Below are 12,567 nucleotides of genomic sequence, written 5' to 3' on the forward strand. Positions count from 1 at the left end.
GAAGCCTATGGTGAACCTGTAGGAGCGGGTTCACCCGCGAAAGGGCCAGCCCAGGCAATCAACGAAGCCTTACAGCAGGCCCCTGCCCCTGCATCGGGTTGTCTTCAAGAAAAGGGGGATCGTGGGGTGGATCGGGGCAAGGCGATTACTCACAGGAAAACCTGAGCCTGCTTAGACCGATGGCGATCGCGCCCCCTGCTGAGCGATCGCAATTCCTTCAGATTTTTACTGAATGTTTAGCCTATCCAACCCTGAGAAAGTGCTAACCAGCTAATTATTGGTGCTTTTTTCTTTATCTATTAAGAATTGTAGGAATCAACCTTCTAGTCTTAGTAAAAAATCCTACATTAACTTTCCTCAACAAATCCCGAGAAGATCTTGAACCCCAAAAAAAACAAGTGCTACAACAGTGACGCGCTGAAAGGCGCACTCAAACCAACTCTATAGGAGCATTAGCCATGGGACGTCGTCGTTCTGAAATCCACACTCTGCAGATCCCACGCGTGATGAACTACACATTCACCGAGTCCGAGGTTGAATTTCTCAACCTTCTGTAAGTGACAAACCAGAAGGGGCTTAGCCCCTTCTGGCTCTACCAAGGAGCAGAACATGATCACCGAACGCGAGCTGAACATAGAAGAGGCCTACAACCGGCTGACAAGGCTGCATCATCACTTAGGGCTTCAATCGAAAACAGCACTATCAAAAAAGAGTAGCCTGGTCGCCACATGCCACTTATACGACAGCGCCTACAAAGAAGTTTCTTGCGGGGCAGGAAAAGGGGAACATTGCGAACTAGGAGCCCTTGCCGAGAGCCTAGAGCATTACTTCGTCGACAAGAGCACTCCACCACTCATCGAAAGCGACCAAATTTTGCAATCGATAGCCCCATTTGACGATTGGCTCCTAAAATCCATTCCCCCGGATTGCCGAATACCTTATTTCAGTCTTCAGGCATTGAACAGCTACGACGAAATAGCCATTCCCGCGATATTGATAGCACCTTCCTCCAGAAACATTGATGAAATCGAAAAAACTGCAGCGGGCTTTCTTTCCAAATATTCGACCAACTCTGGTACAGCACTTGGCTGCACGGAGAACGAGGCTCTGCTCCACGCCATCAATGAAGCTATCGAACGTCACGCACTTTCTATGTACTACCTATCACTTTGTGGCCTGACTTCCCCACCCAAACTTTACCAACCTTCGAGTTCTTTTCTGGAAGAAACATTTGCCCATGATACCGAGCTTCTCCGCCGAGCCAAAAAACTAGAAATATACTTGACGCACGACTTCTACGAAGTTCCATTTTGCATTGCTGTTTCTCGTAGTAAAAAAGAAGGCTCACTCAGCAGCATTGGCTCCGGCAGCTCCATCAACCCCTCCATTGCAATGTACCGCGCCGTAACGGAACAGATTCAGTGCGAGCAGCTTTCTGGGGCCACAGAAAAACAAGAAGATCTCTCTGCTGAAAAAATGCTTACTCATTCAACCCGCCTTTCAGCACTTATACACCCATGCCCCACATATGCTGTACCCGCTTTTCACCCTCCGCATACCGATCTCAGCGTGCGCGGGCAAGTCAAGCGAACACTGATCAACTTGGAAAAACATAATAAGGTCGCATTCTATCGCACACTTTATGAGCACCCGAATCTCGCTACGGTTGTTCAGGTGTTCATACCCGGACTTGAACGCTTCCACCTGATCAGATCAGGTATTCCAGTCGCGCCACAGCGTGCACTCAAAGGCATAAGGCAATGACATGCAAATCTATAGAGGAATTCTCGCCGCCCTCGGCGCGACACTGCTCCTGAAAATCGCGACCGTCGTACCTGCTCTAGTCTTGGCCGACATCATTGACAACCTGGCCACCTCAGCCGCGTCTTCCCAGCTTCTGCTAGGAGCCTTCATATGCCTTGTCGCATTACAAGCCTCAATGACCCCTCTACAAGCCTGGTGCCTGGCGCGGCTTTGCCAGGAACGCGTGAAGCAACTTTCCATCCGCTGGTGCCGCGAATTGCTGGACAAGCGCTTCGAGGCCTATGGACAACTCCATGGCGGAACACTGGTAAAAGTACTGGATAGGGGCATTACCGCACAGGAGCGGTGGTTAGGCTTTCTGATTGGCTCGGCATGGCCGGTGCTAGCCGAAGCTGCAGTGCTGATAACGCTCTTCGCTTACCTGGGGGCTACTTCGGTATTGATCGGCCTCATCCCTTTGAGCCTGGCCTACCTGTGGGCCAACGATCGCCTGGTGCGCTGGCGCCGGCCACATATCGAGGCAGTGAACGCGCGCGAGGATGAACTGGCGGAACAATGGGTCGATACCTTCGCCAGCGCGGCAACGGTCAAACTGGAAAAGGCCGAGGATGCCGCAATGCTCCCGGTCAACCAGACACTTTCGCACTATGCCGACTCAGCAGTGCAGGTAGCTCACAGTGGGGGTTGGATTCAGAGCCTGCGCACCCTGTTCATAGGCCTGGGCAGTGGCGGTTTGCTCATGTGGGGTATCCATGATCAGGCTCTGGCAACACCGCAATTGAGCCTGGGCGAGCTGGTTGCTCTCTTCACCTTGGTGAGCGGATTGCTGGCAGGGGTTGCGCAACTTGCTGAGGCCTGGCGATTGCTAGACCAGTTTCGGCTAGACAAACGCAAACTCGAACACTGGCTCCAGCTCCCCTCGTTCGGCCCAGCATGCACTACTGAGGCGAAGTCCCAAGACAAGGACGCTGGCCTAAGCATCGCCCCGTGCCAGTTGAGCGCTCGAGATACTGTACAACTTCACATCGAAGAACCCTTGGTACTGCACAAAGGAGAACGGGTCGCACTGATCGGGCCCAGCGGATGTGGTAAATCGACACTTCTGCATACGCTGGCGGGAACGATATTCCCGTTGCGCAAGAATGTGCAGCTGCACGGCAGGTGCCTGGCGTCGCTCGACGCTAGTGAACAATTCAGTCGATTACGACTCTGCCCTCAGGATGCGCATTTCATACCCGGCCCCCTGCCCCGCGCGGTGCTGTTCGAGCAAGCTCATGATCGCGCTCAAATCGAACGATGGCTTGAACGGTTGGGCCTGAGCAAAGACTGGTACGAACTTGATCTGGATGCACGCGCAGAATCGATATCGGGCGGCGAAGCACGCAGGCTGACGCTGCTACGCCTTCTTAATCAGCCTGGGGAATTCAATTTCTTTGACGAACCCACAGCCGGGCTCGATGCCGCGTCGGCAGAGCGTACCTGGGACCTGTTGTTCGAAGCACTTAAAGGGCGAGGGCTGATTTGCGTGACGCATGATCAGAGCGCACTGTCGCGGTTTGACCGGGTGATCACCCTGAGCGAGGGGCGGATCATCAGCCAAGGGCAAACGAACATCGCTCAGATTTCAGAGCTAGCAGGCGCACCACAAACCTTGTAGGAGCGGCCTTGCTAGCTCAATGGGTTATTCATCATCATCAAAGTTGTACATCCCCGGCGCCAAGTTCTCGAACCGGGTGTACTTGCCGATAAACGCCAAACGCACGAAGCCGATGGGGCCGTTACGCTGTTTGCCGATGATGATTTCCGCCACGCCCTTGTGCTCGGTCTCGGGGTGGTACACCTCGTCGCGGTACACGAACATGATCACGTCGGCGTCCTGCTCGATTGCACCGGATTCACGCAAGTCGGAGTTCACCGGGCGTTTGTTCGGGCGCTGTTCCAGCGAGCGGTTCAGCTGCGAAAGGGCAATGACCGGGCAGTTGAATTCCTTGGCCAGGGCCTTGAGCGAGCGGGAAATCTCGGAAATTTCGTTGGTACGGTTGTCACCGGCCGACCCCGGAATCTGCATCAGCTGCAGGTAGTCGACCATGATCATGGCGATTTCACCATGCTCACGGGCCAGGCGGCGGGTACGCGCGCGCATTTCCGAGGGGCTGATACCCGCCGTATCGTCGATGAACAATTTTCGGTCGTTGAGCAGGTTCACTGCCGAGGTCAGGCGCGGCCAGTCGTCGTCATCCAGCTGACCGGAACGGACCTTGGTCTGGTCGATACGACCCAGAGACGAAAGCATACGCATGATCAGCGACTCCCCAGGCATCTCGAGGGAGAACACCAGCACCGCCTTGTCGGTCCGCAGTACGGCGTTTTCCACCAGGTTCATGGCGAAGGTGGTCTTACCCATCGACGGACGGCCGGCGACGATGATCAAGTCCGCCGCCTGCAGGCCGCTGGTCTTTTCGTCGAGATCGGTGTACCCGGTGGAAATACCGGTGATGTCGCTGTCGGAGTTGAACAGCGTATCGATGCGGTCGATGGCCATGGTCAACAGCTCGTTGACGCCCACCGGGCCGCCGGTTTTAGGCCGTGCCTCGGCGATCTGGAAGATCTGCCGTTCGGCATCGTCGAGAATCTCGGCAGCGTTGCGCCCCTGCGGGTTGAACGCGTTGTCGGCGATGTCGGTACTGATGCTGATCAGCTGGCGCAACGTGGCCCGCTCGCGAATGATCGCGGCGTAGGCCTTGATGTTGGCCACCGAAGGGGTGTTCTTGGCCAGCTCGGCCAGGTAAGCCAAACCGCCGATCTGCGAGGACAGGCCTTCCTTGTCCAACTGCTCGTGCAGGGTCACCACATCGAATGGCTGGTTGGCGTCGGCCAACTTGTGCACAGCGCGGAAGATCAGCCGGTGGTCATGCCGGTAGAAATCGCCGTCCGACACCTGGTCCAGCACCCGCTCCCAGGCATTGTTGTCCAGCATCAGGCCACCGAGCACGGCCTGTTCGGCCTCGATGGAATGCGGCGGTACCTTCAGGGCTGCGGTTTGCAGGTCAAGCTGTTCGGAGGTGGTGATCTCGTTCATGGCCACGAAAGAATTCTGGAGGATGAAAAAGACAAAGGGCACGGCCTGTCGAAAACAGGACCGTGCCCGATGTTAACCGCCTGACTCGCAAGGAGCCAGCCAGTTAGCGCAGCTTAGGCAGCTACGACGACCACGCGTACGGTGGCTTCAACGTCGCTGTGCAGGTGCACGGCTACGTCGTATTCGCCAACCTGACGGATGGTGCCGTTCGGCAGACGAACTTCAGCCTTGGCCACTTCAACGCCGGAGGCGGTCAGGGCGTCAGCGATGTCGTGGGTGCCGATCGAACCGAACAGCTTGCCTTCGTCGCCAGCGGTGGCAGTGATGGTCACTTCCAGCTCGGCCAGTTGGGCAGCGCGGCTTTCAGCCGAAGCTTTCTTGTCAGCGGCTGCTTTTTCCAGCTCGGCACGACGCTCTTCGAACGCAGCCAGGTTGGCGGCGTTGGCAACGGTGGCCTTGCCGAATGGCAGCAGGAAGTTACGGCCGTAACCAGCCTTAACTTTTACTTTGTCGCCCAGGTTGCCCAGGTTAGCGACTTTTTCCAGCAGGATCAGTTCCATTTGGTAAAACCTCTTAACTTTTAACCTTCACCGTTCGCGGAGTCTTTCCCCGGAGGGGACTTGCGACCGCGAAAATCAATCAGGCTGTCGACAATGGCCAAAACCATCAGCAACGGATAAATCAGCTGCATGATCAGCGGTAGCGTCACGTACATCCCCACCAGCCAGAAACCGGCCAGTCGGCCCTGTGCCACCAGCCCGTGCATCAAGGCGATGCCGGCCAGCACCAGTACCAGGCTGGAAGCCGATGCCAGGATGATGAACTGCGGGCCGATAAACGGCGCCACCACCATCACTGCCACCAAGACCGCCATGGTCTGTTTCGGCAACTTCAGTTCGCGAAACTCGCGACCGAAGCCTCCAGGGTTGTACAACGCTGCCTGCCAATAGCGCGCCAGCATCAACGCCAGCACACTGAACAATTGCACCGTCACTGCTGTGGAAGCGACCAGCACAGGGCGGATCAGCTCACCGGAGAGCACCGGTTGCCCTTCGATTTGCGGCATGGCTTCGGCAAACGCCTTGGCCAGCACATCGAAGGTTTGCGCCAGCGCCAGATCAAGCACGAGGCTGAAAGCCACGGCGAACACGGCACTGGCGAGCAACACCCGGCTCCAGGGATGCTCGGCACGCAACATGGCGGCCAGGGCCAAGGCACCCGCAATCACCAGAAAGGTGATGGGATCGCCCATGACCCACACGGCCAGCCCGGCCAGCAAGCCGCCGGCGATGACCGATGTAGCATCCTTGAACCCACGCCGCAGCAGCACAAGGCTGCCGGCAGCGGCACTCAACCAGAACAGCAGCGGCAGTACCGCGCTGATGACCACCACCAGGGTGGCCTGCACACGACCGCGCATGATGAAACTTGCTAACGCTCGCATGCTAATCCCTTACTGCTTGTCGACGACCCGGTCTCAGCGGCCGTGGCTGTCGGTGTAGGGCAGCAGGGCCAGGAAGCGGGCGCGCTTGATAGCGGTAGCCAGCTGACGCTGATAACGAGCTTTGGTACCGGTGATACGGCTTGGAACGATCTTGCCGGTTTCGGATACGTAAGCTTTCAGGGTGTTGAGATCTTTGAAGTCGATCTCTTTCACGTCTTCAGCAGTGAAGCGGCAGAATTTACGACGACGGAAGAAACGTGCCATTTAATAGGCTCCTCTAAAGGTCCGTGGATTACTCGTCAGCGTTATCGCTGGAGTCGCTGTCATTGCTGTCGTCGCCTTCGGCGGAGTCAGCATGCTCAGGACGCTCGCGACGCTCACGGCGCTCGCTGCGGTTCTCTTCAGCCTTCAGCATCTCGGACTGGCCGGTAACGGCTTCGTCGCGACGGATGACCAGGTTACGGATAACGGCATCGTTGTAGCGGAAGTTGTCTTCCAGCTCGGCCAGGGCCTTGCCGGTGCATTCAACGTTCAGCATCACGTAGTGAGCCTTGTGAACATTGTTGATTGCGTAGGCCAGTTGACGACGGCCCCAGTCTTCCAGGCGGTGGATTTTGCCACCATCTTCTTCGATCAGCTTGGTGTAACGCTCAACCATGCCGCCGACTTGTTCGCTCTGGTCCGGGTGAACCAGGAAGATGATTTCGTAATGACGCATGAATGCTCCTTACGGGTTAGTAGTCTGCCAGTGAATCTGGTCAGACAAGGAGTGAATGACACTGTATGTCTTGCACGGAGGGGAGGCACATGAGCGCCTGCCAGCTCGGCAAGGGGCGCAATTGTAGAGAAGCCGGGGCGCACAAGCAAGGTGATTGGTGAATATTTGAACAGCCTGAAACATATTCACAGGCTGCGGGCCCTTTCGCGGGTAAACCCGCTCCTACAGGGGAACGCAATCACCCTGTAGGAGCGGGTTCACCCGCGAAGAGGCCGGAACAGGCTGAGAATCAGCGCTTGGCCTGGCGCTGACGCACGGCTTCGAACAGGCAAACCCCGGTCGCCACCGACACGTTAAGGCTGCTGACGCTACCTGCCATCGGCAACTTCACCAGGAAGTCGCAATGCTCACGGGTGAGCCGACGCATGCCCTTGCCTTCCGCCCCCATGATCATCACCAGTGGCCCGGTCAGGTCTTGCTGGTAGATCTCCTGCTCGGCCTCGCCAGCGGTACCCACTACCCACAGGCCACGCTGCTGCAACTTCTCAAGCGTACGCGCCAGGTTGGTCACAGCCACCAGCGGAATGACTTCTGCCGCACCACAAGCCACCTTTCGCACAACCGGCGTCAACGTTGCGGATTTGTCCTTGGGCACGATCACTGCCGTGGCACCAGCCGCATCCGCGGTACGCAAACAAGCACCGAGGTTGTGCGGGTCGGTCACGCCGTCCAGCACCAGGATCAGCGGCGGCGTTTCTGTGCGCTCAAGCAGCTCTTCGAGCATCAGCTCGCCCCACACCTGGCTCGGACTGACCTCGGCTACAACGCCTTGGTGCACGCCTTCGACCCAGGCATCCATCTCACGGCGCTCGGCCTGGCCGACCGGCACGCGGTTTTCCGCGGCCAGCGCCAGCAAGGTTTCGAGGCGTGGCTCGCTGCGCCCTTCCGACAGCCAGATCTGCTTGACCCGCTTTGGATGATGCTGCAGCAATGCCTGCACGGCGTGTACGCCGTAGATTTTTTCCAGCTGACTCATGAATTGCTCTTGTTTTTGCGTGGTGCGCCGGACTTCGGCGGGCCTTTACGGTGCTTGGTCGGTTTGCCGGACGGCTTGCCACCTTTCTCCGATTTGCTGCCAGCACTGCTGCGCGCGTCGGTCATCAGCGCTTTCTTCATCTCGCGGCTTTTGCGCACTTCAGCGTTACGCTGCACAGCATCCTTGGGGAAGTACGCTTCGGACGCTTCGCTCTTGCGGCTGCGCGGCTTGGGCGTGGCTTTCGCTTCGGTTGCCGGCTGCTGCTCGGCTTTTTCGGCAACCGGCGCGGCGCCACGCTGCTTGCGGCCGATCGGTGCGGCAAGGGTCTTTTCCGACACTTCGAAGTCGATCTTGCGCTCATCCAGATCAACACGCATGACCTTGACTTCGATGGTGTCGCCCAAGCGGAAGCTGCGACCGGTGCGCTCGCCAGCCAGGCGATGGTGTACCGGGTCGAAGTGGTAGTAGTCACCTGGCAACGCACTGACGTGCACCAGGCCCTCTACATAGATATCGGTCAGCTCGACGAACAGGCCGAAACCGGTCACCGCCGTGATCACACCCGGGAAGGTCTCGCCCACGCGATCTTTCATGAACTCGCACTTGAGCCAGTTGACCACGTCACGGGTGGCTTCGTCGGCCCGGCGCTCGGTCATCGAGCACTGCTCGCCGAGTTGCTCCAGGGTGTTTTCGTCGTACGGGTAGATACGCGCCTTGGGAATGCTCATGGCGCCGGCACGCTTGACGTGCGGGGTATCGACCTTGGAGCGGATGATGCTGCGGATGGCGCGATGCACCAGCAGGTCCGGGTAACGACGGATCGGCGAGGTGAAGTGGGTGTACGCCTCGTAGTTCAGGCCGAAGTGGCCGTTGTTCTCGGTGCTGTACACGGCCTGGCTCAGCGAGCGCAGCATCACCGTCTGGATCAGGTGGAAGTCCGGGCGACCGGCAATGCTCGCCAGCAGGGCCTGGTAATCCTTCGGCGACGGGTCCTTGCCCTTGTGCAGGCTCAGGCCCAGCTCGCCGAGGAAGGCGCGCAGTTTTTCCAGGCGCTCCGGCGGCGGGCCGTCGTGCACGCGGTACAGGGCCGGTACGCCGTGCTTCTGCAGGAACTCGGCGGTGGCCACGTTGGCCGCCAGCATGCATTCCTCGATCAGCTTGTGAGCATCGTTGCGCACGGTCGGGCGGATTTCGGCGATCTTGCGCTCGTCGCCGAAGATGATGCGGGTTTCCTGGGTTTCGAAGTCGATGGCGCCACGTGTGTGACGTGCCTCCACCAGCACCTTGTACAGGTTGTACAGGTTCTTCAGGTCGGGCACGACTTCCTTGTATTCCTCGCGCAGCGCCTTGCCCTCACGGGTACGCGAGTGCTCGAGCATGCTGCTGACCTTGTTGTAGGTCAGGCGGGCATGGGAGTGGATCACGCCTTCGTAGAACTGGTAGTCGACCATCTGGCCGGCTTTGTTCATGGTCATTTCACAGACCATGGCCAACCGGTCGACATGCGGGTTCAGCGAGCACAGGCCGTTGGACAGCTCTTCGGGGAGCATCGGCACCACGCGCTCGGGGAAGTAAACCGAGTTGCCGCGCTGCTGGGCTTCGACATCCAGGGCAGAGCCCAGACGCACGTAGCTGGACACGTCAGCGATGGCCACGTACAGGCGCCAGCCACCGGAGAACAGACGCAGCTTGCCCAGCGGTTCGCAATAAACGGCATCGTCGAAGTCGCGGGCGTCTTCACCGTCGATGGTGACGAACGGCAGATGGCGCAGGTCGACACGCTTCTCTTTGTCCTTCTCCTCGACTTCGGAGCGGAACTTGCGTGCCTCCTTGACCACATCATTGGGCCAGACGTGCGGAATGTCGTAGCTGCGCAGGGCAACGTCGATTTCCATGCCCGGCGCCATGTAGTTACCGATGACCTCGACCACATCGCCTTGCGGCTGGAAGCGCGGCGTTGGCCAGTGGGTGATCTTGATCTCGACGAACTGGCCGATCTTGGCACCGCCGTTACGCCCGGCGGTCACCAGCACTTCCTGCTGGATCTTCGGGTTGTCCGGGGTTACGTAACCGATGCCGCCTTCTTCGAAATAGCGGCCGACCACGCTTTCGTGGGCACGGGAGATGACTTCGACCAGCACGCCTTCACGGCGGCCACGGCGGTCGACACCGGAGACGCGGGCCAGGCCACGGTCGCCGTCGAACACCAGTCGCATCTGCGACGGGCTGAGGAACAGGTCTTCGCTGCCGTCATCGGGAATAAGGAAGCCGAAGCCGTCGCGGTGGCCGGAGACGCGACCACAGATCAGGTCCAGCTTGTCTACCGGGGCATAAGTGCCGCGCCGGGTATAGATAAGCTGGCCATCACGCTCCATGGCACGCAGGCGGCGGCGCAGGGCTTCGATCTGGTCTTCTTCATACAGACCGAACTCTTTTGCCAGCTCCTCGCGGGCAGCAGGTTCGCCTCGGTCGGCGAGACGCTGCAGGATCAGCTCACGGCTGGGAATGGGGTTGTCGTATTTTTCCGCTTCGCGAGCGGCCTCGGGATCGAGGGATTGCCAATCGGCCATCAGAAGGGGTTCACCTTGGGGTATATAGATAGGAATTCTGGCATAGGCGTATTGAAACCGGAAATGTCTGCCTTGGACAGCCCCCGCTGCAGTGCATAAACAGCAGAAATAGGCTTGTGGAATCAACAAGTTGAATTTTTTGAATTTTTTTTCGATTGGGGGCTTTACAGCTTTGGGGAGCATCCGTATAGTGCGCACCACAACGACGGACAACCCCGAAGTTGTAGTAGAGATGAACGACGCTGTAAAGCATCAAGTAACCTCGAATGTGTGCCCAGGTGGCGGAATTGGTAGACGCGCTGGTTTCAGGTATCAGTGACCGCAAGGTCGTGGAAGTTCGAGTCTTCTCCTGGGCACCAAGTATTTTCAAGTAGCAGATGACCAAGGATCTGTTACTACTGTGTGAAAGCGAACGATAGTCGCCTTCTGCAGATGATGTAAAGCTTTGCCCAGGTGGCGGAATTGGTAGACGCGCTGGTTTCAGGTATCAGTGACCGCAAGGTCGTGGAAGTTCGAGTCTTCTCCTGGGCACCATACAAAAACCCACTAGGGATGATCTGAAGTAGTCAGGTATTTCTGGCTGACTCCAGCCCTTGCCGATTTCAAAACGGTGATTCGGCTAAAAAACGATCAAATCATCCCCTCTTTCCGGATTTATAGCCGGCGCGAGCACCTCGCGCCGGCCATTTCCCGCATTACAGACGCACCTCTCCTGCATTCGTCAGCAAATGTCGGCGCGCCATCCACAGGTTCGACAGCGCGAACAGTGTCACCAACTGCGCGGTGTTCTTCGCCAGGCCACGGAAGCGTGTCTTCACGTAGCCGAATTGGCGCTTGATCACCCGGAACGGGTGCTCGACTTTGGCGCGCACCTGGGCCTTGGATTTCTCGATCTTGCGCTTGGCTTTGTACAGCGCACTGCGCTTACTCAGCTTCTTGTACGTACTGCGGCGGGCCGCAATCTGCCAGATCACCTCCCGGCCTTCATGTTCCGGGCGTTTCTCTACGCCGGTGTAACCCGCGTCGGCGCCGACCATGTTTTCCTTTCCATGCAGCAGTTTGTCGACCTGGGTAACGTCAGCAACGTTGGCTGCCGTCCCCACCACGCTGTGCACCAGGCCAGACTCAGCATCCGCGCCGATGTGGGCCTTCATCCCGAAGTAATACTGATTGCCCTTCTTGGTCTGGTGCATTTGCGGGTCACGCTTACCGTCCTTGTTCTTGGTCGAACTCGGCGCATGGATCAGCGTGGCATCGACGATGGTGCCCTGGCGCAGCGACAGGCCCCGATCGCCCAGGTAACCATTGATCACCGCCAGAATCCCGGCCGCCAACTCGTGCTTCTCCAGCAGGCGACGGAAATTGAGGATGGTGGTTTCGTCGGGAATACGCTCTAGGTTCAGCCCGGCAAACTGGCGCAAGATTGTGGTCTCGTACAGCGCCTCCTCCATCGCCGGATCGCTGTAGCCGAACCAGTTCTGCATCAAATGTACGCGCAGCATCGCCATCAGCTGATACGCCGGACGACCACCTTCACCCTTGGGGTAGTGCGGCTCGATCAGGGCAATCAAACCCTTCCACGGCACCACCTGATCCATCTCGATCAGGAACAACTCTTTGCGGGTCTGCTTGCGCTTGCCGGCGTACTCGGCGTCGGCGAAGGTCATTTGCTTCATCGGGAAACTCGGGCAACGGGATCGGCGTATTTCACCAGATTCGGGAAGTCTTTTTCAGACCATCCCTAGCTTGCTAGTGGGTTTTTTCTTGCCTGCGTTTTTTGTGCCCCCTCCCCCGATACGCGCACGTCGTAGGAGCGGGCTCACCCGCGAAGAGGCCCGTACAGGCAACACACGCCCAGCGCCCCCCTTGCACCATGGTCTGACCATGAATTTCTCGTCACCCGGCCACTTGAGAAACAATTTCGTTTACCATTGTTTCCAAATATGTAGCCGTAAG

At 58.1% G+C, this 12,567-nt stretch carries 10 protein-coding genes and 2 tRNA genes; 4 read left to right on the plus strand and 8 right to left on the minus strand.

The features are described from left to right. Nucleotides 1–609 precede the first annotated feature (609 nt). Nucleotides 610–1,764 (plus strand): YcaO-like family protein, encoded by a 1,155-nt coding sequence (locus REH59_RS26005; RefSeq protein ID WP_014860420.1) that lies wholly within the window; start codon nt 610–612, stop codon nt 1,762–1,764. 1 nt (nt 1,765) lies between these two features. After that, nucleotides 1,766–3,421: an ATP-binding cassette domain-containing protein gene (locus tag REH59_RS26010; RefSeq protein WP_104886987.1), complete on the plus strand. Its 1,656-nt coding sequence runs from the start codon at nt 1,766–1,768 to the stop codon at nt 3,419–3,421. Between the two features lie 24 nt (nt 3,422–3,445). Here the strand turns inward: REH59_RS26010 and dnaB are convergent, their stop codons facing one another. From dnaB to rnr, 7 genes are all read right to left on the minus strand, one after another. Next, the gene (gene dnaB / locus REH59_RS26015) at nt 3,446–4,843 is read right to left on the minus strand and encodes a replicative DNA helicase (RefSeq protein WP_003249571.1); all 1,398 of its coding nucleotides are present in this window, start codon (nt 4,841–4,843) and stop codon (nt 3,446–3,448) included. A 113-nt stretch (nt 4,844–4,956) separates the two neighbouring features. Continuing rightward, nucleotides 4,957–5,403: a 50S ribosomal protein L9 gene (gene rplI, locus REH59_RS26020; RefSeq protein ID WP_003249568.1), complete on the minus strand. Its 447-nt coding sequence runs from the start codon at nt 5,401–5,403 to the stop codon at nt 4,957–4,959. 20 nt (nt 5,404–5,423) lie between these two features. Then, nucleotides 5,424–6,287 carry a hypothetical protein gene (locus REH59_RS26025; protein ID WP_012053856.1) on the minus strand — a complete coding sequence of 288 codons (864 nt, stop codon included), beginning with the start codon at nt 6,285–6,287 and terminating at the stop codon, nt 5,424–5,426. A gap of 33 nt (nt 6,288–6,320) precedes the next feature. Beyond that, the gene (gene rpsR, locus REH59_RS26030; protein ID WP_003249563.1) at nt 6,321–6,551 is read right to left on the minus strand and encodes a 30S ribosomal protein S18; all 231 of its coding nucleotides are present in this window, start codon (nt 6,549–6,551) and stop codon (nt 6,321–6,323) included. 28 nt (nt 6,552–6,579) lie between these two features. Then, nucleotides 6,580–7,005, minus strand: coding sequence for a 30S ribosomal protein S6 (gene rpsF / locus REH59_RS26035; RefSeq protein ID WP_003249557.1), 426 nt, complete (start codon nt 7,003–7,005; stop codon nt 6,580–6,582). Nucleotides 7,006–7,294: 289 nt separating this feature from the next. Next, the gene (rlmB, locus tag REH59_RS26040) at nt 7,295–8,041 is read right to left on the minus strand and encodes a 23S rRNA (guanosine(2251)-2'-O)-methyltransferase RlmB (RefSeq protein ID WP_003249554.1); all 747 of its coding nucleotides are present in this window, start codon (nt 8,039–8,041) and stop codon (nt 7,295–7,297) included. Then, nucleotides 8,038–10,611, minus strand: a complete 2,574-nt coding sequence (rnr, locus tag REH59_RS26045) for a ribonuclease R (protein WP_003249552.1) — start codon at nt 10,609–10,611, stop codon at nt 8,038–8,040. The genes rlmB and rnr overlap by 4 nt, the downstream gene beginning before the upstream one ends. A 272-nt stretch (nt 10,612–10,883) precedes the next feature. On the opposite strand from rnr, the gene REH59_RS26050 reads away from it, so the two are divergent. Together REH59_RS26050 and REH59_RS26055 are read left to right on the plus strand one after the other, a co-directional pair. Then, nucleotides 10,884–10,970: transfer RNA gene (locus REH59_RS26050), tRNA-Leu, on the plus strand. 88 nt (nt 10,971–11,058) lie between these two features. Continuing rightward, a tRNA-Leu gene (locus tag REH59_RS26055) sits at nt 11,059–11,145 on the plus strand. A 161-nt stretch (nt 11,146–11,306) separates the two neighbouring features. Here REH59_RS26055 and REH59_RS26060 read toward each other — a convergent pair. After that, on the minus strand, nt 11,307–12,287 hold the full coding sequence (locus REH59_RS26060) for an IS5-like element ISPst5 family transposase (RefSeq protein ID WP_014851864.1): 981 nt from the start codon (nt 12,285–12,287) through the stop codon (nt 11,307–11,309). Between the last annotated feature and the right edge of the window lie 280 nt (nt 12,288–12,567).

It is taken from the genome of Pseudomonas sp. BO3-4 (assembly GCF_034044115.1).
In the GTDB taxonomy this organism is placed as follows: domain Bacteria; phylum Pseudomonadota; class Gammaproteobacteria; order Pseudomonadales; family Pseudomonadaceae; genus Aquipseudomonas; species Aquipseudomonas alloputida.

Bases quoted from the DNA above. Each gene is read 5' to 3' on its own strand.
- rplI (WP_003249568.1), bottom strand. From the start codon at position 5,403: ATGGAACTGATCCTGCTGGAAAAAGTCGCTAACCTGGGCAACCTGGGC.
- REH59_RS26005 (WP_014860420.1), top strand. From the start codon at position 610: ATGATCACCGAACGCGAGCTGAACATAGAAGAGGCCTACAACCGGCTG.
- rlmB (WP_003249554.1), bottom strand. From the start codon at position 8,041: ATGAGTCAGCTGGAAAAAATCTACGGCGTACACGCCGTGCAGGCATTG.
- rnr (WP_003249552.1), bottom strand. From the start codon at position 10,611: ATGGCCGATTGGCAATCCCTCGATCCCGAGGCCGCTCGCGAAGCGGAA.
- REH59_RS26060 (WP_014851864.1), bottom strand. From the start codon at position 12,287: ATGAAGCAAATGACCTTCGCCGACGCCGAGTACGCCGGCAAGCGCAAG.
- dnaB (WP_003249571.1), bottom strand. From the start codon at position 4,843: ATGAACGAGATCACCACCTCCGAACAGCTTGACCTGCAAACCGCAGCC.
- rpsF (WP_003249557.1), bottom strand. From the start codon at position 7,005: ATGCGTCATTACGAAATCATCTTCCTGGTTCACCCGGACCAGAGCGAA.
- rpsR (WP_003249563.1), bottom strand. From the start codon at position 6,551: ATGGCACGTTTCTTCCGTCGTCGTAAATTCTGCCGCTTCACTGCTGAA.
- REH59_RS26010 (WP_104886987.1), top strand. From the start codon at position 1,766: ATGCAAATCTATAGAGGAATTCTCGCCGCCCTCGGCGCGACACTGCTC.
- REH59_RS26025 (WP_012053856.1), bottom strand. From the start codon at position 6,287: ATGCGAGCGTTAGCAAGTTTCATCATGCGCGGTCGTGTGCAGGCCACC.